The 19,065-nt window shown below is 38.7% G+C and carries 29 protein-coding genes; 17 read left to right on the plus strand and 12 right to left on the minus strand.

Annotated elements, in window-relative coordinates; all coding sequences use genetic code 11:
- Positions 1 to 102 precede the first annotated feature (102 nt).
- From NMG86_RS16505 to NMG86_RS16525, 5 genes are all read right to left on the minus strand, one after another.
- Positions 103 to 447, minus strand: coding sequence for a BON domain-containing protein (locus NMG86_RS16505; RefSeq protein ID WP_026786041.1), 345 nt, complete (start codon positions 445 to 447; stop codon positions 103 to 105).
- A 41-nt stretch (positions 448 to 488) separates the two neighbouring features.
- The gene (locus NMG86_RS16510) at positions 489 to 1,940 is read right to left on the minus strand and encodes a serine/threonine protein kinase (RefSeq protein ID WP_026798100.1); all 1,452 of its coding nucleotides are present in this window, start codon (positions 1,938 to 1,940) and stop codon (positions 489 to 491) included.
- Positions 1,941 to 2,178: 238 nt separating this feature from the next.
- A complete protein-coding gene (locus NMG86_RS16515; protein ID WP_026786039.1) occupies positions 2,179 to 3,300 on the minus strand; it encodes an extracellular solute-binding protein in 1,122 nt (373 codons plus the stop codon).
- Between the two features lie 5 nt (positions 3,301 to 3,305).
- Positions 3,306 to 3,845 (minus strand): phycobiliprotein lyase, encoded by a 540-nt coding sequence (locus tag NMG86_RS16520; RefSeq protein WP_026794791.1) that lies wholly within the window; start codon positions 3,843 to 3,845, stop codon positions 3,306 to 3,308.
- 267 nt (positions 3,846 to 4,112) lie between these two features.
- On the minus strand, positions 4,113 to 6,185 hold the full coding sequence (locus tag NMG86_RS16525) for a S8 family peptidase (protein WP_026798101.1): 2,073 nt from the start codon (positions 6,183 to 6,185) through the stop codon (positions 4,113 to 4,115).
- A gap of 187 nt (positions 6,186 to 6,372) precedes the next feature.
- On the opposite strand from NMG86_RS16525, the gene NMG86_RS16530 reads away from it, so the two are divergent.
- Positions 6,373 to 6,528 (plus strand): anacyclamide/piricyclamide family prenylated cyclic peptide, encoded by a 156-nt coding sequence (locus NMG86_RS16530; RefSeq protein ID WP_081692281.1) that lies wholly within the window; start codon positions 6,373 to 6,375, stop codon positions 6,526 to 6,528.
- Positions 6,529 to 6,738: 210 nt separating this feature from the next.
- Here the strand turns inward: NMG86_RS16530 and NMG86_RS16535 are convergent, their stop codons facing one another.
- The 4 genes from NMG86_RS16535 to NMG86_RS16550 form a co-directional block, all read right to left on the minus strand.
- Positions 6,739 to 7,320, minus strand: a complete 582-nt coding sequence (locus NMG86_RS16535; RefSeq protein ID WP_026798102.1) for a Uma2 family endonuclease — start codon at positions 7,318 to 7,320, stop codon at positions 6,739 to 6,741.
- Positions 7,320 to 7,640 carry a hypothetical protein gene (locus NMG86_RS16540; RefSeq protein WP_026798103.1) on the minus strand — a complete coding sequence of 107 codons (321 nt, stop codon included), beginning with the start codon at positions 7,638 to 7,640 and terminating at the stop codon, positions 7,320 to 7,322. Before NMG86_RS16540 ends, NMG86_RS16535 begins: the two co-directional genes overlap by 1 nt.
- A 79-nt stretch (positions 7,641 to 7,719) precedes the next feature.
- Positions 7,720 to 8,121: a type II toxin-antitoxin system VapC family toxin gene (locus NMG86_RS16545; RefSeq protein ID WP_026798104.1), complete on the minus strand. Its 402-nt coding sequence runs from the start codon at positions 8,119 to 8,121 to the stop codon at positions 7,720 to 7,722.
- On the minus strand, positions 8,121 to 8,357 hold the full coding sequence (locus tag NMG86_RS16550; protein WP_026798105.1) for a hypothetical protein: 237 nt from the start codon (positions 8,355 to 8,357) through the stop codon (positions 8,121 to 8,123). The genes NMG86_RS16545 and NMG86_RS16550 overlap by 1 nt, the downstream gene beginning before the upstream one ends.
- Before the next feature lie 73 nt (positions 8,358 to 8,430).
- Here NMG86_RS16550 and NMG86_RS16555 point away from each other — a divergent pair, with 73 nt between their 5' ends.
- Positions 8,431 to 8,793 carry a PIN domain-containing protein gene (locus NMG86_RS16555; RefSeq protein ID WP_043936892.1) on the plus strand — a complete coding sequence of 121 codons (363 nt, stop codon included), beginning with the start codon at positions 8,431 to 8,433 and terminating at the stop codon, positions 8,791 to 8,793.
- Between the two features lie 36 nt (positions 8,794 to 8,829).
- Here NMG86_RS16555 and NMG86_RS16560 read toward each other — a convergent pair whose 3' ends face one another.
- Positions 8,830 to 9,087: a hypothetical protein gene (locus tag NMG86_RS16560; protein ID WP_207184696.1), complete on the minus strand. Its 258-nt coding sequence runs from the start codon at positions 9,085 to 9,087 to the stop codon at positions 8,830 to 8,832.
- 411 nt (positions 9,088 to 9,498) lie between these two features.
- Here NMG86_RS16560 and NMG86_RS16565 point away from each other — a divergent pair, with 411 nt between their 5' ends.
- From NMG86_RS16565 to NMG86_RS16600, 8 genes are all read left to right on the plus strand, one after another.
- Positions 9,499 to 9,786, plus strand: a complete 288-nt coding sequence (locus NMG86_RS16565) for a BrnT family toxin (protein WP_026786034.1) — start codon at positions 9,499 to 9,501, stop codon at positions 9,784 to 9,786.
- Entirely contained in the window at positions 9,740 to 10,033 is a 294-nt protein-coding gene (locus NMG86_RS16570) for a hypothetical protein (protein WP_036843330.1), read from the plus strand. The genes NMG86_RS16565 and NMG86_RS16570 overlap by 47 nt, the downstream gene beginning before the upstream one ends.
- A 23-nt stretch (positions 10,034 to 10,056) precedes the next feature.
- Positions 10,057 to 10,179 carry a hypothetical protein gene (locus tag NMG86_RS16575; protein WP_267879849.1) on the plus strand — a complete coding sequence of 41 codons (123 nt, stop codon included), beginning with the start codon at positions 10,057 to 10,059 and terminating at the stop codon, positions 10,177 to 10,179.
- Positions 10,180 to 10,208: 29 nt separating this feature from the next.
- The gene (locus tag NMG86_RS16580) at positions 10,209 to 10,601 is read left to right on the plus strand and encodes a hypothetical protein (protein WP_026786032.1); all 393 of its coding nucleotides are present in this window, start codon (positions 10,209 to 10,211) and stop codon (positions 10,599 to 10,601) included.
- Positions 10,598 to 11,017: an HNH endonuclease gene (locus NMG86_RS16585; RefSeq protein ID WP_026798106.1), complete on the plus strand. Its 420-nt coding sequence runs from the start codon at positions 10,598 to 10,600 to the stop codon at positions 11,015 to 11,017. The genes NMG86_RS16580 and NMG86_RS16585 overlap by 4 nt, the downstream gene beginning before the upstream one ends.
- Before the next feature lie 197 nt (positions 11,018 to 11,214).
- A complete protein-coding gene (locus tag NMG86_RS16590; RefSeq protein ID WP_071783094.1) occupies positions 11,215 to 11,358 on the plus strand; it encodes an anacyclamide/piricyclamide family prenylated cyclic peptide in 144 nt (47 codons plus the stop codon).
- Between the two features lie 163 nt (positions 11,359 to 11,521).
- On the plus strand, positions 11,522 to 11,686 hold the full coding sequence (locus tag NMG86_RS16595; RefSeq protein WP_071783095.1) for an anacyclamide/piricyclamide family prenylated cyclic peptide: 165 nt from the start codon (positions 11,522 to 11,524) through the stop codon (positions 11,684 to 11,686).
- A gap of 308 nt (positions 11,687 to 11,994) precedes the next feature.
- Complete coding sequence (locus tag NMG86_RS16600; RefSeq protein WP_071783096.1) at positions 11,995 to 12,144, plus strand: anacyclamide/piricyclamide family prenylated cyclic peptide; 150 nt, start codon at positions 11,995 to 11,997, stop codon at positions 12,142 to 12,144.
- A gap of 33 nt (positions 12,145 to 12,177) precedes the next feature.
- Here the strand turns inward: NMG86_RS16600 and NMG86_RS16605 are convergent, their stop codons facing one another.
- A complete protein-coding gene (locus tag NMG86_RS16605) occupies positions 12,178 to 12,945 on the minus strand; it encodes a transposase (protein WP_026798107.1) in 768 nt (255 codons plus the stop codon).
- 30 nt (positions 12,946 to 12,975) lie between these two features.
- Between NMG86_RS16605 and NMG86_RS16610 the strand changes: the two genes are divergently transcribed.
- The 7 genes from NMG86_RS16610 to NMG86_RS16640 all read left to right on the plus strand — a co-directional run bounded on the left by NMG86_RS16610 (position 12,976) and on the right by NMG86_RS16640 (position 18,026).
- The gene (locus NMG86_RS16610; RefSeq protein ID WP_052338757.1) at positions 12,976 to 13,848 is read left to right on the plus strand and encodes a LynF/TruF/PatF family peptide O-prenyltransferase; all 873 of its coding nucleotides are present in this window, start codon (positions 12,976 to 12,978) and stop codon (positions 13,846 to 13,848) included.
- Positions 13,849 to 13,905: 57 nt separating this feature from the next.
- Positions 13,906 to 14,067 carry a DUF29 family protein gene (locus NMG86_RS16615; RefSeq protein ID WP_237747630.1) on the plus strand — a complete coding sequence of 54 codons (162 nt, stop codon included), beginning with the start codon at positions 13,906 to 13,908 and terminating at the stop codon, positions 14,065 to 14,067.
- Positions 14,068 to 14,169: 102 nt separating this feature from the next.
- Positions 14,170 to 14,748 (plus strand): Uma2 family endonuclease, encoded by a 579-nt coding sequence (locus tag NMG86_RS16620; protein ID WP_026798108.1) that lies wholly within the window; start codon positions 14,170 to 14,172, stop codon positions 14,746 to 14,748.
- A gap of 296 nt (positions 14,749 to 15,044) precedes the next feature.
- On the plus strand, positions 15,045 to 15,434 hold the full coding sequence (locus NMG86_RS16625) for an endonuclease domain-containing protein (RefSeq protein ID WP_026798109.1): 390 nt from the start codon (positions 15,045 to 15,047) through the stop codon (positions 15,432 to 15,434).
- Positions 15,435 to 15,514: 80 nt separating this feature from the next.
- Complete coding sequence (locus NMG86_RS16630) at positions 15,515 to 17,482, plus strand: S8 family peptidase (RefSeq protein ID WP_081694493.1); 1,968 nt, start codon at positions 15,515 to 15,517, stop codon at positions 17,480 to 17,482.
- An 89-nt stretch (positions 17,483 to 17,571) separates the two neighbouring features.
- Entirely contained in the window at positions 17,572 to 17,781 is a 210-nt protein-coding gene (locus NMG86_RS16635; RefSeq protein WP_026786025.1) for a cyanobactin biosynthesis system PatB/AcyB/McaB family protein, read from the plus strand.
- Between the two features lie 47 nt (positions 17,782 to 17,828).
- Positions 17,829 to 18,026 carry a cyanobactin biosynthesis PatC/TenC/TruC family protein gene (locus NMG86_RS16640; RefSeq protein ID WP_026794797.1) on the plus strand — a complete coding sequence of 66 codons (198 nt, stop codon included), beginning with the start codon at positions 17,829 to 17,831 and terminating at the stop codon, positions 18,024 to 18,026.
- Between the two features lie 299 nt (positions 18,027 to 18,325).
- Here NMG86_RS16640 and NMG86_RS16645 read toward each other — a convergent pair whose 3' ends face one another.
- Positions 18,326 to 19,045, minus strand: a complete 720-nt coding sequence (locus NMG86_RS16645) for a Uma2 family endonuclease (protein WP_026798111.1) — start codon at positions 19,043 to 19,045, stop codon at positions 18,326 to 18,328.
- Positions 19,046 to 19,065 lie beyond the last annotated feature (20 nt).

A 19,065-nucleotide genomic window follows, 5' to 3' on the forward strand; every position in this document is an offset into this window, starting at 1 on the left:
ACAGAACAGAGGAAACAAAGGGGAAAAACAGACCTATAGGTTGTTGAGTATGGGTTTCATCGTATTAATTATTTCGTCATCTCCCCTATTTCCTCTGTCCTCCTACTCAATTGTCACTTGGGACGTATCAACACTCAAAGTTCCGGCTTGAAATTCGGCAATATTAACTGCTTTTTCCAGAAAACCTGGGCTGGGGACTTTGCCTTTGAGAACAACAGTTCCGCCTTTCTGGGACACCCATAGGGAACCAATATCTTTGAGTTCGGGGTCTTCGTCAAACGCTAAAGTCACCCGTTTAGCTAATCCGCTTTCATCATATTCTCCCGCAATTCCAATGCGTTCCGGGGGAAGGGAAGCACTAGCCGCCGCCTGTTTTACCACATCATTATCCGGTTTACCAGGAATTCCACCAGTGAGACTACCAAAAATACGTTCAAACCATGCCATAAAATCAAATATCCTAATTTAATTAATAATAATATTTTAGTTTAATGGAGATCGGTTTTAGAAGCAAGCCATTTTTGCAATTCTTGTTTTAATCCTTTTAATTCTTCTTCGGGTAATTGATGCCCAAAACGATAGGTTTTGCGACGTGATAAAAATAAAATATTGGGTTCTTGGGTCACAATTTCTAAGCTCGGATAAAAATTACCCTGATTATCGGTGGTTCTAATTAAGTTAATTTGTTGAATTTGGGAGATTTCTCCTCGTTTGCGAAAGGGTAAATAAGAAGACCAGAAAATCTCAAAGGTTTTATTATTAAAATTGAGTTGAACTTTTTCAAAGGGTTTATAATCAATAATAGCCTTATATATCAATAATACTATACTAACAGGAATCCCCAATAAAGTCAAATAAAATATAATAATTAACCCTAAATCAATCTGTTCAAAAATAGCCGGATTTAAAATAGTATAAAGTTTGTAGGTAATGAAAGAAGCGATCGCACCCAATCCCAATCCTTTAATGATCATCGATCCTGGAATAATTTGCCAACCCTTTTTTAATAAACTGATTTGATTTAATAAAATTTTCTGGACTGGAGAAATATATTGTAGGGAAAACTGAGAGGGAATATCAACTTTTAAATTATTAGAAGATTGGGATAATTTTAAATGGGGTTCTGAGGTCTTTTTCAAAGACTGTTTGGGTTGATAGTTTAACGCATATAAAGCCATTTGAGCAGTAGCAAAACGAGATTCTACTGCGGGTTCTATTAAGGTTTCTAACCAACTTTTAAACGCCGGATCTAGGATATCCCCGTTAAACTTCATTTTAAACTTTTCTTGAGGTAATTCCGCCGGAGGAATCCCTGTTAATAGATGAATTAATGTGGCTCCTAACCCATATAAATCGGAAGCGGGAACCGCTAATCCGCCAAATTGTTCAATGGGAGTATAACCAAAAGTTCCCACCACAGTAAAACTTGATCCGGGGGTTCTTGGTTGAATTTGTACCGAACCTAAATCAATTAAATAAATATGATGATCTTCTCCCCAAATTAAATTACTTGGTTTAATATCTCGATGTAAAATAGGCGGATGGAGTTGATGTAAATAATTAAGATTTTCTAAAACTTCAAAGGTGATCCAGTATAATTGTTGTTGAGTAAATAGATGATGATTGTCTAGTTTTTGTTTAAGAGAATGACCAGGAATATATTCGGTCACTAAAGCAAACCAAATATTCTGATCATCCAGGGAAAAATAATCTCGATATTTAACTAAGCGAGGATGATTTAATTGTTTTAAAACCTGTGCTTCCCGCTCTAATAATTTTAAATCCTCCCATTGCATTGATCCTCCTAATGCTAATAATTTGACAACCGCTTTATCTTTAAGTAATAAATCATCCGCTAACCAGGTTTGGCGAATCGGATTTTCATTCAGTTGGCGTTTCAGTCGAAACCGATGATTAAGCAAAGTTCCCGCAGTTAGCATGATCTGGTGAGCGCTCAAATAAAGGTTACTATTACATTATATTGTAACCAAAAATTGTTCTGTGTTTTTGGAATTGGCGATCGCACTCTATTATAATAAGTAGTTACACAAAATAAATTACCTAGTTGAGAGAGGGAACAGCCCCCCCAAACCCCCCGTGCACGGGGGGCTAGGGGGGGAGGGAACAGGGTAGAGGATGTGTAATTGATTTTGTTTAGGTACTTATTATCAAAGAAATTTATTGTAACTTTCCCCGTCTAATTTTTTCCCATAACTGTTGATACTGTTTCACGGAATTGGGCGAAAGGGGTTCGAGAAAATCACTTTTTTTTAAAATAGCTTGATCAGGAAATAATAGAGGATTTTCCCTTAAAGATTGGGGTAACTCTTGGGGGTTCATTCCCAAAATAATTGGGGATGTTGTTCCGGTTAATAATGATAGTTGAGTCGCAACTTGAGGCAACCAACAAAAATCAATCCAATTATCTGCTAAAGTGGCGGTAGGAGAAGATTGAACCTCCGCAGGTTTGACCCATAAATCTGACCATAAAGCCGTCCCAGATTGAGGAACAACGGCGGCTAACCCGTTTTGATATTGAACTTCTGGAGAAATATCCGTAGACCAACCCACCGCCAACCAAGTATCCCCTAAAATCAACGGTTTGAGATAACTATTAGAATCATAAAGTTTAATATTTTGATGGAGTTTAAGCAGTTCAGATTCTAAGTTTTTGACTTTACTTAAATCGGCTGTATTATAAGAATGACCTAATTTTTTCAAGGTTAAACCAATCACTTCCCGGGCTTGATCAGGTAAAGAAATTCGGTGACGTAATTCGGGACGCCATAAATCACTCCAATCTTTCGGTGTCCATCCCAACCCCTGAAACTTATCAACCCGATAAATAATTACTGTACTACCCGAACGATAGGGCGCCGCCCAAATTTGACCTTGAGGATCAACTTCACCCTGGGTATTGCGTTGGACAATATTTTGCCAACGGGACGGAAGTTGTGACCAAGCGGGCCATAATTTCGGATCAAGGGGTTGAATCAGTTTTTGTTGAATGGCCGAATGTAACCAAAAATCCCCAATCATCACCAAATTAGCTTGGGACGAAGGCTGAGTTGGAGGTTTAGACTGGCCTTTTTCCAAGCGTTCAAATAAATCTTTGAGTTGGGTTTGGGGGACAAAATTCACCGCCCCTCGGCCGAATTGTTGTCGAAACTTGTTCGCCACTTGGGCGGGAACAGAACCCTTGAGAACTTCAACCGTCAGTGCCACAGCTTGTTTACATCCAGCTACGACCTGACTTAAAGTTAAAGCACCGATTCCCTGTAGAAAAAACCTTCGCTTCACGGTCGCTATTCAATCCGTTTCTCTAAATACTGACCGATCATAGTTTGTTCCCCAGCCCGTGAAATAATCGTTTGCCGCGTGCGGTATCGTTGGCCAATCAGTTTAATTTCTTCTTCAAACATAGAACCATTGTACTCGCTTCTCAGACATAACGTATTGACATCGAGCATATAAAATTCAGCCACAACGGGTTTGGGTGTCATAAATCCCCGATCTCGATAAAGCCAGGTGTCACAGACCCCAAACCGAGTTGATCCGGTGGACATTTTTTTACCGGAGATGGAATTAGAACTTTTCCAAGTCACTTTTGACCCACAACTGAGGAGCATCGGGTCATCTAATTGGTGTAATTGAGCAATATCGAGCAGATCAGGACAGCCCGGTTCTAAAAACTCTACGGTAATCTCGCTGGCGACTTCTTGGGTATTTCCCTCTGGAAGTGTGTAGTAGCGCCGTTCTGAATACCAATTTCCCACACTGCGGCTAAAATAGTCCGCCACTTGGGAGGCAATCTCACGGGGGTTTTGCTGGATCAGGGCTTTCATTGTGGCTGCTCCTCAACACGATATGAACGGGTGGAATCCTTCCCTCACAGGAGAGGAAAACTCAAATGTTTGTCACAATTCTTAATTTAATCATAACAGACTTAAACTGGCAATGATTTTCCGACGATGGGCAGAAAAAGTTTAATTGAGACCGTTGATAATATCTACTGGGTGGTAGAGTTAGGCTACAAATACACTAATTGTTTCAATTTTTCAATGTCTCTGTGTTCAAAAATCTAAATTTCATCACAAAACAATGAATAATCCCTACTTAGGTACAGACCAAGAACGAACTTGCCCCAATGTCACTGGAATCATATAACTCACATCAATACTAAAAAGATAAACCTTTTTGGCTCTCAAACCCCGTTCAGGATCAAAAAACTTTAATTTCACATCCCAACAATCACTATTAACCCGACAGAAGGGACTTTTTTCGATTTCAATTGTATCTAATTCCATCCCGGTAGAAACAGCTTGAGCAAAACTAGAAGCGGCTTGAAAAGCGTTAGTTGCTGCAAAATTTAACGCCCGGTCTTTAGAGGTTTTTCCTAAATTTTGCAAATCAAAATAGACTCGTTTCAGGAAACTACTTAAACTTCTTCGCATTTCAATCTCGTTAGCGTCAGCTAGTTCTTCAGAAAGGGTTTGTAAGGCTGCATCCACTAAACCGTTTACTTTCCAGCCGTACATTCCCCTAATATTATTAATCGTAATTACAGGAACTTCTTGACCGGAAAATAGAGTAATTGTTTTATCCGTAATTTGCCCAGGAATACTCACCCTTTCAACATAATCATCACTGCTTTCGGGTTCAATTTGTCCGGCTAACATTAAGTTTAACATTTCATAAACATCAGCCGCAAATCCTCCTTTTACTTCCAGGGCATAAACTGGGTTAAATTCTTGGTTAATTGTCCAAATTAAAGACTTACTTTCTGAAGGATTTTCGGCTAAATAATTAACTATTTGACTGGCATCATAAGGATTAGCAGGAATTATTGTACCGTCAATTTCTACGGCTGGCATTAATTGTTTAAAACTATCCCGTCGGGCTTCACTCCCGAAGTCATAACCAATTGTTCCTAAAATATAAACCAGTTTGGATGCAGCACTAGCAGTAATACCATTAGTAGGTTGACTAGCGGTAATATTAGCCACAGCTACGGCCGAAGAATTGCTGGCAATTACATTACTTAAAGTTAGTAATGGGCTGTTAATTGGGTTTTCTATTTTAGTTAGAGGAGTAATATTATTAACAGGAATAGTAATTTCTGATTGTCTGATTTCAGAAGTTTTAACCGTTGTTAATCGTTCTCCTGTTAATAAGTTATAAGCCCCCGGAATATTGAATCTACCTAACAAACAACGTTCCGGTTCTTCTACTTCTTTCGGGTCGCAAGGAATAGCACTTTGTAAAATAGCTTGTCGCACGGTTTCAGCATTAGGTTTTTCCCCTCTTTGCAGTTGCATACTCATTAATAAAGCGGAAATTCCGGTAACAATTGGTGCAGCGCAACTCGTCCCTTGTTGTTTAATCGGAATATCGGTTCCAGGTTCAGCCCCTAAGATATTTTCACCGTTAGCCATCACCCCTTTCTGTTGATAGTCACCACCATAATTACTAAACTTAAATGGTTGTCCATCATCACGCATTGCACCCACTGTTAAAACATCGGGTAAAATTGAAGGAATACACCAACATTCACCTTTATCATTACCACCCGGAGCCACAATTAAAATATTACTATCTTGGCATTGTTTCACAGCACGGGCAAAGATTTCTTGAGCCATTCCTGATTGAGTAGGATGACAAGCTGCAATATGAATAATATTAACTTCGGCTTTTAAGGCTTCGTTAATCGCATGGGTAAGATTTACAAAGGAAATAAAATCATCTCCTGCGAAGGAAATCGGAATATTAATCGCCGTACAATTAGGCGCAATACCCTCCACGGGAGAGCCATGCTGTCCTAAAATTGTACTCGAAATATGAGTAGCATGACTAGATAAATCAATCCGTCTTTTAATGTCTTCAGGGAAATCTTTAAAAAAGGCTTCTCTTTCTTTTTTTGCTTCTTCTTTATCGTGATCTGGGTCTTCTTTTTTAGCCTTTTGTTGTTGATTAAATTCTGTCGCTAATTTTAAATAATGATAATACTCATCATTGAGTTCAATATCTTCTGCCCAATAGGGTTTAAATTGAGTAATCTTTGCACCTTTAAAACAAGCACGTTCTAAATCTGCTGCACCGTCAAGAATAGCAATTTTAATCCGAGAATCGCCTTTGGTCTGAGTCCAAAGTTCAGGTATTCCAGGAATAGTAATTAAATCTGGCATAGTTATAGTTATCGAGCAAATAATTTTAGTTTACATTAGAAGCACTCTACTCTTGAGCATTGTACAGAGAAACTTTACCTATTTGCTAATAAGCATTGTTAATAATCATTACAAAGACTCAACCACCAGCATAACCTTAGATTATCATCCAGTCAGTCAAACTTCAACTAATCTGGAGACACAAACAATGATCAAGAAAAATATCCGTCCCCAACAATCTGCCCCGGTACAACGTCAAGTGACAACAACTTCTTGTCAAGGTGAAAAAGCATTATTTGCTAGTACAGAGTGTGATATTTTAACCAGACAATGTACTCCCTTTGCTGGAGACAACGCGGAGTAGTCCCTTTAATCCTTAGCACTTACCTGAGTTTCTACCCCCCTAGCTCCCCTTAGTAAGGGGGAAATAAGAAGCACAGCACTTTTAATCATCTTTAGTAAGGGGGAATAAGAAGAAACTTTAGCCCCCTTTAGTAAGGGAAAATAAAAAGATTTTAGCCCCCCTTAGTAAGGGGGTTGGGGGGTGGCGCACGATTCGCATCAATGAATTGACTCACAATCCTAATTCCTCAAAAATAATATCCTCATAAACGGACTCAATTGGAAATCTTAAACCAATACTTTGTAAATCAATATTATCCCCTGGTTGATAATTAAAAATCTCCCAATTACCGCGATCATTTTTGCGGTATGAATCGATCGCTATTTTCTCACTATCAACTAAAATATAATCTTGCAAACTAGGATTGCGACGATACATCCTAAATTTATCCCCTCGGTCATAATTGGCTGTACTTGCAGATAAAACTTCAATAATTAGACAAGGATATTGAATCGCCTGAATTGCAGTGCGATCGCGCTCATCACAAGTAACGCTCACATCAGGATAAACATAATCTTTAGTTTCAAAAATATTTACACGACAATCGGAATTACCTACCTGACAACCACCGCCCCGTAAATGACCTTTAAGGATAAAAATAATATTACTAGCAATTCGCCCATGATTTTGAGTCCCCCCAATCATAGCATAAACTCCACCACTAAGATACTCATGGCGCAGCAGTTGTTGTTTTTCCCAAATAAAATATTCTTCGGGTGTTAACTTAAGAAACCTATCTTTTACAGCAATCATTATTTTATTGAATCTTGTTTTTGTTGACGTTCTTGAGATATTTCCCGTTTAATATCTTGGACAAGATCAACAATTTTCTCTCTTGAATCATAACCTGCTTCGGTCAAAGATTGTTTTAATTCCTGTTGTAATTGTTCTGCTGACATTAAAGGATGTTGTTGATATTCTTTGATTTGTTCCCAAAAATCATTAACCTCTGTTTCTGTTTCTTCCCAAAGAATAATGACTCTTACCGAACTGGGTGGAGTCCCTTTAATTGGGTAGTCTAAAGATAATTGACCTACCTTATCGATCTTTCCCGTAGATTGAATTGCTTTCATAGCTTAATTACCTAACGTAAATAATATTTGGTTATTCGGGGTTTGCTATTATTATAAATTACTGACCTATAATAGCAAATCACCAAATCAAAGATATACCTGTAAGCGGCATTCTACTATCACGGCTAATAAGGGGTAAACCAAGATGAAAAGCGGTCGCAATAATTATTCTATCAGGTAAATCAGGTACAGCAGTTCGTGGTACAGTTGCCAAAACATTGACAACCTCGGCAGTTAAATCAGCTAAGATAAACCCACTATTACCAGCTAATAATTCTGTATCTAATTGAGATTTTAGTTCAGGTGCAATACGCCCTTTTTCTTGTAGATAAATTATTTCTATTAAACAGATGGTTGGAATATAAATAACAATTTCACCGCGATCGCATTGTTCAAAAGCTTGGTTAGCCACAGAACTCAAGCGTGGACTATCCTCTAAATACCAAATCAAAGCGTGAGTATCTGTCACCGCGTTACTCATCAAATATCCTCACGAGGAAAGTTAGCTCCTATCTGTTGTTTTACTTCGGCGATATCTTCATCACTAATATTAGCACCTCGCCATAACCCCCGCAAAGATTTATGAGGTTGATGGCTAGTAACAGCTAACTGTTGTTTAATATCAGGAGTCATTTTTTCAATTAGGCGTACTTTATCAAGAGGAGAAAGCTGTTTGACTATCTCTAAGGCATCCTCTAGGGTAACAACTCTTACCATCTTTTTAGACCTCATTATGAATCAGAATCTTTGGGAGGAGTAGTCCCCTTAATTCTAACATTTACCTCAAAAAATGTCAAAAGTCTTTTTCTACTTGCCAGGATGCACGGTTCGCATCAACGAATTAACTCACAATACCAATATTTTATCTGATCTTGTTAAACATCCAACAGGCAAGATTTTTACCAAAATTCAAAGTATTGGTGAGGATAAAATTTGTACCAGTGTAATTGTTGCGTGTGAATTACGCTTTGGAGCAGAAAAAAGCAACTCCTCTCGACTAAAAGAAAGAATTGCCTTAATTTTAGATAATATTAATGTACTGTCTTTAGATATTTCTGTTGATGATCATTATGCTAAAAGCCGTACCTATTTAGAAAGTCAAGGAAAACCAATTGGAGGGAATGATTTACTCATTGCTGTCCATGCACTGTAAATAATTTTCTAAAACTTCTAGTTCTTGATGATCGCATTATTTCTCACCAAAACCCTTATCTTCAGTCTTACCTTCTTCATCTTCAAGTAATGCTAACTGAGCCATTTCTTGAAAAATACCTAAATCCATATCTGGATTAGATAAACTTTCTTGCCATTTTAACTCATTCTCGATATCTTCGAGTAATTGTTGTGCAAGTTCATCCTGAAGATAATTTGAGAGTTTTTGAGCTTCTTGGAATGCTTTTTCTAGTAAATGAGTCATAGATTCTTCCTGAGTTTCTGAAAAAGACAAAATAATATAACCAGAATTTGGCTATACGCCCCTTTGGGTTTTATCTGGCAACACCCTTTTGCGGGCGATGATGCGGAGTAGTCCCCTTGATTCTAACACTAACCTCAAAAAGTGTCAAAAGTCTTTTTCTACTTGCCATGGCGTACGGTTAGCCTCAACGAATTGACGCACAATCCTTGTTAATTCGAGGCTTTCGGATACCTGATCTTGGCACGGAGGTTGAACAAGACGAGACTTAGTTTTTTTGGGGTTGGTGGTTAGAGTCTTATTCGAGAGGTGAACCCCAGCCAACAGCTTACTACCCCAGTGCGATCGGGTTGGGGTTTTCTCCTTCGGTTTGTACCTTTGGCAAAAACCTTTGTATATAAGAGATCGCACATAATAATTGATTATTTTTGCTATCATAAATCTATGAAATTTGAATGGGATGAGGGCAAAAACCAAACTAACCTGATCAAACATGGATTTGACTTTACAGATGCTTATCGTATCTTTAACCTACCAATGGTTGTTGAATTGGATGAGCGAGAGAATTATGGAGAAGATCGCTTTGTTGCTATTGGTTTACTAGATGGACGAGTTGTGGTTATTGTCTATACTGAACCTGATGATCAAACGATTCGTATTATATCTTTAAGAAAAGCATTATCTTATGAACAAAAATCTTATGAGCAATATATCAAAAACAGATTGGAATAGAATTGATGCGATGAAAGATGAGGATATTGATACTTCTGATATTCCTGCTCTGTCAGAAGGTTTTTGGACTAAAGCACAATTGCGAATCCCTAAGCCTCCTGTTACTGTAGAAGTTGAAGTAGATTCAGAAACTTTTGCCTGGTTTCAAGCACAAGGAGAAACGGCACAACAACAAATGTCTGTAGCGTTGAAAATTTATGTCCAAGCAAATAAGGCTTTTTCTTCATCTGCAACTACTAATCGCTAAAAATAGGTTGGGTTAAACGACAAATGACTAACATTCCTGGACTGAAAAAACTATGGTCAGAAACTAGAGGTGATCCTAAAATTTGTGTCGCTGTACTTGATAGTGCGATCGCCTATAACTTACAAGAACACTTTGTTAAGTTATAATCAACGTAAAACCCATTTATACAGAAAAGATGACTCAAATTACTATTAATTTACCCAACAGCTTAGTTGAATCTGCCCAATGTCTAGGACTGGCTACAGCGCGAGAGTTATCAGAGGTTTTAATTGATACCTTGCAAATCGTTTTACCTACCTTTAATAATCTCTCAGCAATTGGCAATAATGTTGAAGTTTCCCATCTTTTAGATTCCGAAGTTATTGAGTTATCTAATTTAAAAATGGATGCAGTTCAAAATCAACGTTTAGGAGAATTACAAGCTAAGGGAAAAAATACTGGCTTAATCGAAGCTGAAGGCTATGAATTATTGGTTTTAATCTCAATTTACCAAATGGGACAATTAAGAAAGTCAATGGCGTTAGCTGAAGCCGTTAAACGAGGATTGAGAGAACCTTTATTGCCATGAGTTTTCTCACAGAAGCCTTACGCCAAAGGATTCGACAACGGGCAGGAAATCGCTGTGAATATTGCCTAAGTCACCAAGATTATATTATGGGTAGATTACAAATTGATCATATCCAGCCTTTAGCTAAAGGTGGTGCTAATACAGAAGATAATTTATGTTTAGCTTGTGAATTATGTAATCAATATAAGTGGACACAAACTGAGGCTATTGAGCCTGAATCTGGGGAGTTAGTTTCTTTATTTAATCCTCGCCTTCAAAAATGGCAAGAACATTTTACTTGGAGTCCAGAGGGAACCGAAATTATCGGGATAACCCCTTATGGTAGAGCGACAATTATGGCTTTAAGATTAAATAATAATTTGGCTGTTATTGTCCGTAAAAATTGGGTAAAAGCAGGTTGGCATCCACCCGATTAATTGCAGACAGAGAAGTAAAACGAGATTTAGACTTTTTGGGGTGCGTGGTTGATGATAGCTTGCAAGCAATATTACTTAATATTAATTACAGGAAGCATTTAGTCAAGAATTCCCACAAAAATATTGACAAGTCTTGAGCTATTTGGTTAGGATGCCCATCAAGTCAAATTTCACCTTAAATTCTGGAGAAACAAACCATGACTAAGAAAAACCTCAAACCCCAACAAACCGCACCCGTCCAACGGGAAATCAATACCACCTCCTCTGAGGCTGGTACAGGGCTGACCCCCCTTTTGAGGTCCGTAGGCTTCAACCCATTTGCAGGCGACGACGCGGAGTAGTCCCCTTGGGAGGAGTAGGGGGGAGGAGGAGTAGAGGTTGTTTTTCTTTTGGGTTCCCCTTTCCCTTAACTCACCAATGCTAGAAGACTATTGACAAGAGGGTAGTCACACCTGTATATTGACATCAAGTCAAATTTCACCTTAAATTCTGGAGAAACAAACCATGACTAAGAAGAACCTCAAACCCCAACAAGCCGCACCCGTACAACGGGAAATCAATACCACCTCCTCAGAGGGCGGTACAGGGCTGGCACCCTTGCAAAACAACCGAGAACGAGGAAGTGATTGGTTTTGGATGCCGCCTTTTGCAGGCGACGACGCGGAGTAGTCCTCTTTATTCTAGCACTCACCTCAAAAAGTATTAAAAGTCTTTTTCTGTCTCCCTTGGCGCACGGTTAGCTTCAATGAATTGACTCACAATCCTAGTCAGTTCGGGGCTTTCGGATACCTGGCACGGGGTTTGAACAAGACGAGACTTAGCTTTTTTGGGGTGAGTATTTTGGGGTTAATTATTAACAGAAGCTCACTAGAAATATTCAGTTAAAAATTATCACAAAAAACTTGACAAGTAGCCTAGCATGAATTTAGAGTAGAGTTGTGTTAGTTCAAATTCATTAATTGTGGAGACACAAAACCATGACTAAGAAAAACCTAAAACCCCAACAAGCCGCACCCGTACAACGGGAAATCAATACCACCTCCTCAGAGGGCGGTACAGGGCTGACACCCTTAAATGAACGAGGGTACGGGCTGTGGGTGCCTTTTGCAGGCGACGACGCGGAGTAGTCCTCTTTATTCTAGCACTCACCTCAAAAAGTATTAAAAGTCTTTTTCTGCCTCTCTTGGCGCACGGTTAGCTTCAATGAATTGACTCACAATCCTAGTCAGTTCGGGGCTTTCGGATACCTGGCACGGGGTTTGAACAAGACGAGACTTAGATTTTTTGGGGTTGGTGGTAGAGCCTTTTTCTGATAGATGAACCCCAGCCAACAGCTTGCTACCCCAGTGGCATCGAGTTGGGGTCTTCTTCTCCTTCGGTTTATACCTTTGGCAAAAGCCTTTATATTTCTTGGCACATTCTTCTAAGCTGTTCCCTAATTGTAGAAAAGCGGGATGCCATTGAGTTAAACCGTCGTCGGTTAAACGTTCATAACTGCCGTAGTTACTGAAATCGTAGAAGAAACCAGAACGCATTTTTGCCGCCTTCGGGTTGCCGTGAATGTAGCGCAAGGTATTTAATGCCCTTTCCTTGTCTGAAGCAGGAAAGCCATCGCTAAAGTAGCGTTTTTCCCAAAAATGTCCTGTTCTCCTTAACATACGGTTGAAACACATCGCCGTGTACCAGTTGAGAAAGTGCATAATTTTAGGTAAATCTTCGGGTTGTGCAGGCTCTATCAGATAATGGACATGATTGGACATAATACAAAGAGCATAAAGCTTGAAATTGTGTTTATTCAAAGCCTTTTTGATCGCATAAAGAAACACCTGCCGACATTCACGCTTTTGCAGTTTAAACTCGCGGTTATTGCAACGGATGGTGATGTGATAGGCGTATCCAGACCGTAAATTTCGAGGTTTTCTGGGCATAATTTGTTTCGTGGGAAATTTTTATAGATAATGACTTATCCTAGTTTACTTACAGCCAGTCAAAAAAACTTACAGTTCATAGGTGAACATAAAAACGCCTTTGATCTTGAGTATCTTTATCCCCTAGACTTATTTGAGGATTTAGTTGCCCAAGTAGAACCCTGTCGCATTGAATGTTCATGTAAAATTGAGAATAATAAACTAGATCCTGCTCGGTTTAACTTGGCTATTAATGACAGCTTTGCCAGAAAAGCGCAAGCATTTTTAGGCTTTTTTCATCAAGTAGAAACTAGAGTTGGGGTGATAATTGACTATAAACCTCTGCATTTTTTCATGAAGGGGTTTGACTACAGCAAAGTAACCCAAATTATGGCGGGAATTGATGCTCGTGCAGAGTTAACAGAAGCGAGGGTCAAAACTTGGTGGGCAATTGACAATTATCCTGAAAAATTAGAAACTGCCATTGCTCTTTCTCAAAGCGATAGTAAACCTTTAAGGATGTTGCTAGAAATAAACAACAGTCTAGTAATTGGTTTTCATCTTTATTTGAGAGGAAAAAGTGAAGTAAGACTATATCCAAGTGTTAGTAGAGAAGACTTTAAAAAAGTTTCAGTACAAGCACAACTGGCTAAAATTCTATCTACTCCTGCTCTCAAATTATTAGAAGATAGTGTGGCAATTTCATTGGTACTAAAGGAAAACGGTGACAAAATACTGCACTATCATGTTCTCCCAGAAAGGGTAAACTCTTTTGTTAATAATTTACATCAAGATATGATTACTCGCGCCCATGCCCCTTATCGAAATAAATCTCAATCTCTTGGCTGTACAGTTTCCTTAAGTGAAAAAGAACTTCTCGCAGGTTATCTCAAGACAATTAATTTATATTACATGAATACATAATTGAGAACATTAAACTTTTGTTATTGCCAATCATTTAAAATAGATAGAGTAAAATTTATGTTGACGATGAAAGTGAACGATTTAAAACAACTCTATGACGTTGATGATGCTCAATGGCTAGAAGAAACCGTTAACTTACTAAAAAAACATCAATTTCAACAGCTAGATTTAGATAATTTAATCGAGGAATTAGAGGATTTGGGAAAATTAAAACAATGAATGCTGTGACTTTTCCCGCTCAATATCCTTATTCTCTGGAACAATTGCTAGACCGCGATCTTGGTTGCCCTAAAAATCTATTAAACAACAAAATTAAGAATTATGTTAATTACTAAACCCCGCTTTCAAAGCTTCGCCGAATATCTACAGTATGAGGATAATTCGGAAGAATTTTATGAATTGTTTAACGGAGAATTGGTAGAAATGCCACCAGAATCAGGGTTTAATTTTGAAATTGCTAACTTCCTTTTTCTCAAGTTTGCTTTACTTTTAGGGTATCGTCGAGTTAGAGGTCATGGCTTAGAGTTAGAAGTCAGAGGTGAACCGAAAAACCGTTACCCTGATTTGACCATCATTCGGGAAGAACATATTCAATTACTCTCCAAGAGAAATACTATTCTTCTTTCCATGTCGCCACCTTTATTGGTCATTGAAGTGGTTAGTCCTGGAGAAATTCAAAGAGATAGAGATTACATCGCCAAAAAATTACAATATCAAGATTGTGGCATTCCCGAATACTGGATTGTTGATCCTCAAACTCAAACCATTTTAGTCTTAGAACTAACTGGAGATACCTATAGGGAAATCGGTAATTTTACCAACGATGATTTAGTTGCCTCTCCTGGACTTAAAGAATTAAACTTAAAAGTCTCCGAGGTATTTAATTCAACCAGTTTATAAATATTAGACTTTGTTATTACAAATCCTTGACAAATTAAATAACCAAGAAAAACATCAACATGAACAAAATGACTAACATTCCCATCTGTTTCTACCCCCCTAACCCCCCTTACTAAGGGGGGGATAAGAGGAAGCAGGAAGCACCTCTAGCTACTCTTACTAAAGGGGGAATAAGAGGAAGCATCCCTAGCTACTCTTACTCAGGGGAAATTAAAAGCTTTTAGCCCCCCTTACTAATGGGGGTTGGGGGGTTATGTATTAAAGAACAAAATTATGATTAAATATGACTAAACTATATGACCGAACTTTATAACAGAAATTCTGAAAAAGAGAAACGACAATTTTTACGCAATAACATGACTCCTGCGGAACAAAAATTGTGGCTACAACTTAAAGGAAAGCAATTAGAAAACTGTAAATTTCGGCGACAATATAGTGTAGCTCAATTTATTATTGATTTTTATAGCCCAGAAATTAAACTTGCTATTGAAGTTGATGGCGACAGTCATTTTCAAGAAGGAGTGCAAGAATACGACCAAGAAAGACAACAGTTTATCGAGTCAGCTAGAATTACTTTTCTGAGGTTTACCAATGATGACGTATATGATAATATTTCAGCAGTTTGTGAAATCATCACAGAAAAAATTCAATCCTTGAGAAATCTTCCAGAAGCTCCCCCTTACTAAAGGAGGTGGGGGTTTTTTATTAAAGCCCCCCTTAGTAAGGGGGGTTGGGGGGGTAAAACAAATACAATCAGATAACCAAAATGACTAACATTCCCGGACTAAAAAAACTATGGTCAGAAACTAGAGGTGATCCTAAAATTTGTGTTGCTGTACTTGACGGTATAGTTGACCAAAATCACCCCTGTTTCATCGGTGCTGACTTAACCCGACTCCCTAGTTTAGTATCGGGAGAAGCCAACGCCAACGGCTCAATGTCAACTCACGGGACTCATGTTGCTAGTATTATCTTCGGTCAGCATGATTCACCAGTAACAGGCATTGCTCCCCAATGTCGGGGCTTAATTATTCCCGTATTTGCAGATGAAAGCTTGAGACTATCGCAGTTAGATTTATCCCGTGCCATAGAGCAAGCTGTTAATCACGGTGCTAATATTATTAATGTGAGTGCCGGACAATTAACTGATGCAGGCGAAGCAGAAAAATGGCTCGAAAAAGCTATAGAATTATGCCAAGAAAACAACGTATTGCTAATCGCAGCAACGGGAAATGATGGCTGTGAATGTTTGCACGTTCCCGCCTCTTTACCGACTGTTTTAGCAGTAGGAGCAATGGATGACCAAGGTAAGCCCGTTAACTTTAGTAACTGGGGAGACGCTTACCAAAAGCAAGGCATTCTTGCCCCTGGAAAAGATATTTTAGGAGCAAAACCCAACGGTGGTACAATTAGATTGAGTGGTACAAGTTTTGCGACTCCTATTGTGAGTGGAGTGGCCGCTTTATTACTGAGTTTACAAATAAAAAGAGGGGAAAAACCTGACCCTCAAAAAGTCAAAAATGCCCTTTTAGCAAGTGCTACTCCCTGTAATCCCAAAGACACCGATGATCAAAGTCGCTGTTTAATGGGAAAATTAAACATCCTTGATGCGATAGAATACTTAACAGGAGAAACAATGTCCGAAGACTTAGAATTAGAAAGCGTAGAAGCTTCTGGTTGTGGTTGCCAAGATACTCAAATTAACGAGTCTGAATTGGATAATCAACTAGAAACAGCATCAGAAATCAAACCTGATGAAATAGTTGCTTCTGTAACTACCCAAACCCCGATTAATATTCCTTCATTCCCTCAACAAACTACAAACCAACCTACCATGTCAAACCGTACTTCAAATTTTGTTACCGCCAGTGAAGCACCTAGCGAACTTGAAGGCAAAAACTTAGTTTATGCTTTAGGTGTATTGGGTTATGATTTCGGTTCAGAAGCCCGTAGAGATTCCTTTAAACAGTTAATGCCGGGTGTTAGTATTGAAGGAACAACGATTCCTGCTAATCCCTACGATGCTCGTCAAATGGTGGATTATTTAGGGGAAAATTTACCCGAAGCTAAAGCGTTAATTTGGACATTAAATTTAGAATTGACTCCTATTTATGCGATCGAACCCGTAGGCGGTTTTTCCCGTGATGTTTATGAAGTATTACAGGGACTTTTAAGCGGACAAATTCAAGAAGAAAATAGCCCTGAATTTGTACAAAGAGTTAGTATTCCTGGTGTTTTAACCGGACGGAGTGTTAAATTATTCTCAGGGCAAGTTGTTCCCGTAATTGAGATTAATAATACTCGTGGTTTGTACGGTTGGAAAGTTAACTCTTTAGTTAGTGCTGCGATTGAAAGTGTGCAATCAGAAGCTGGTGATGCTCAAGAAGATGCAATTCGCCGCACCTTAAGCAGCTTCTTAAATCGGATTTATTATGATTTACGCAACTTAGGTACAACCTCTCAAGATCGTGCCTTAAATTTTGCTTCTACTAATGCTTTCCAAGCCGCTCAAACCTTTGCTCAAGCGGTGGGTGCAGGTTATGAATTAGATAGTATTACAGTAGAAAAGAGTCCATTCTGTCGTTTAGATAGTGATTGTTGGGATGTTAAACTGAAATTCTTTGACCCTGAAAATAGCCGTCGCGCCAAAAAAATCTATCGCTTTACTATTGATGTTAGTGATACAATTCCTGTCACCTTGGGTGAAGTTCGTTCTTGGTCAAGTGCTTATTAACCCCCCCTACCCCCCCTTACTAATGGGGGGATTATAGACCCTCCTTAGTAAGCAGGGATTATACAAATAATCAATAAGGATTAAATCAAATGAGATTACCTAACCTTTCCCCTCCAGTCAAAAGACCTGATGTTATTTATCCCCATCGCTCTGTAGATGTGGTTAACGGTACAGAAGAAGAATTACTTAGTATTAGATTGAAATTATTACACGGTGCAAATTACAATGATCCGGCGGCTTTTGCTCACAGAAGCTATCAACAACTTAAGTCTTCTGGTAGTTGTGGATGTGGATTTTAATATAGGTTGTTTATCTAACTTAAATTTAACTAGGAGTTAAGAGAATTATGAGCGAAGAAAAGAAGACAACGGCAGAAAATAAAGTGACTAAATCTGTTGGTAAACCCGAAAAAAAAGAAATTCAACAAGATTGTATGATGACTGGACTTTCGGATTATGGTTTTTGGTCACAAAAGGTTAAAGAAGAAGTTGCAGCCCGAAAAGAGCCTGATGCTCCTTTCCGTCGGGGTCGGATTTGGTGTTAGTTTTGGTGCGATCGCAATTAAGCAGGACTTACGCAGTTACGCTATATGTAGCGTACTAATGAGTTGGCGATGCCGACAGGCGGCGGTACTGCCATCGCGCTCGTAAGTCAAACGAGATCGCTTTAACAAAACAACCTCTTAAAGTCCCCCAATTTTGGGGGATTTAGGGGGCAAATATTGCTACTTTAGAAATCTGTTCTAAAAGTGCTGATAAATCCTTCATAATCTTAGCATTCTAAACACTATACATTTCAAGCCATCTAGCCCCCTAGCCCCCAAAATTAGGGGAAAATAAATAATTAGGACTTTTGAGGGCAATTACTATTATCATTGGTATGCGATCGCCTACTTTTGACAAAATCTTGATGTTCTCCGGTTGATAAACCCTGTTGTAAAACAGCTAATACTTGAGCTAAATTTCCGGCTAATAAAGATTCTTTATCTAACCATAATCCAGGGAATACTTGAGAGCAAATTACGCCATCTATATTAGGATCAAGTTGAATATATTCTCCATTATTTAATCTAAACCAATCAAATTGACAGTCATAAACTCGCCACACTAGATATTCTTGTACTTGATGGTGAAGATAAACTTGCAGTTTTTGATGTAAGTCAATGGAGACTGTACTAGCAGCAATTTCAGCAATTAATTCCGGTGCACCTTCTACATAGCCATCGTCACTAATGGTGGATTGTCCCCCCAGTTCAATTCTTAGCAGCGCATCAGGTTGAGGCTCGTTATCACCATCTAAACGGACTGTCGCATTGTCTCCCAATTCAATACCCGGTGTAGCTGACCAATAGTTTCCTAACCAAGTGATAATCCGAGCATGGGGATTTCCATGTTGGGTGATTCTAAGAGGAGATGCCATATAAACGATTCCTGCAATCAATTCTGCTTTTTGATGGTCAGGCATTGCTTGATAGCGACGCTCAAATTCATCACGAGTTAGTTTGTCGCCGTTTTCTAAGATCGGAATTGTTAAGTTTGTCGAAATTTCATTCGCAGCTATCATAAGTTTTTTCTGCTCTTTGC

This window comes from Planktothrix rubescens CCAP 1459/22 (assembly GCA_904830895.1).
Taxonomy (GTDB): Bacteria; Cyanobacteriota; Cyanobacteriia; order Cyanobacteriales; family Microcoleaceae; genus Planktothrix; species Planktothrix agardhii.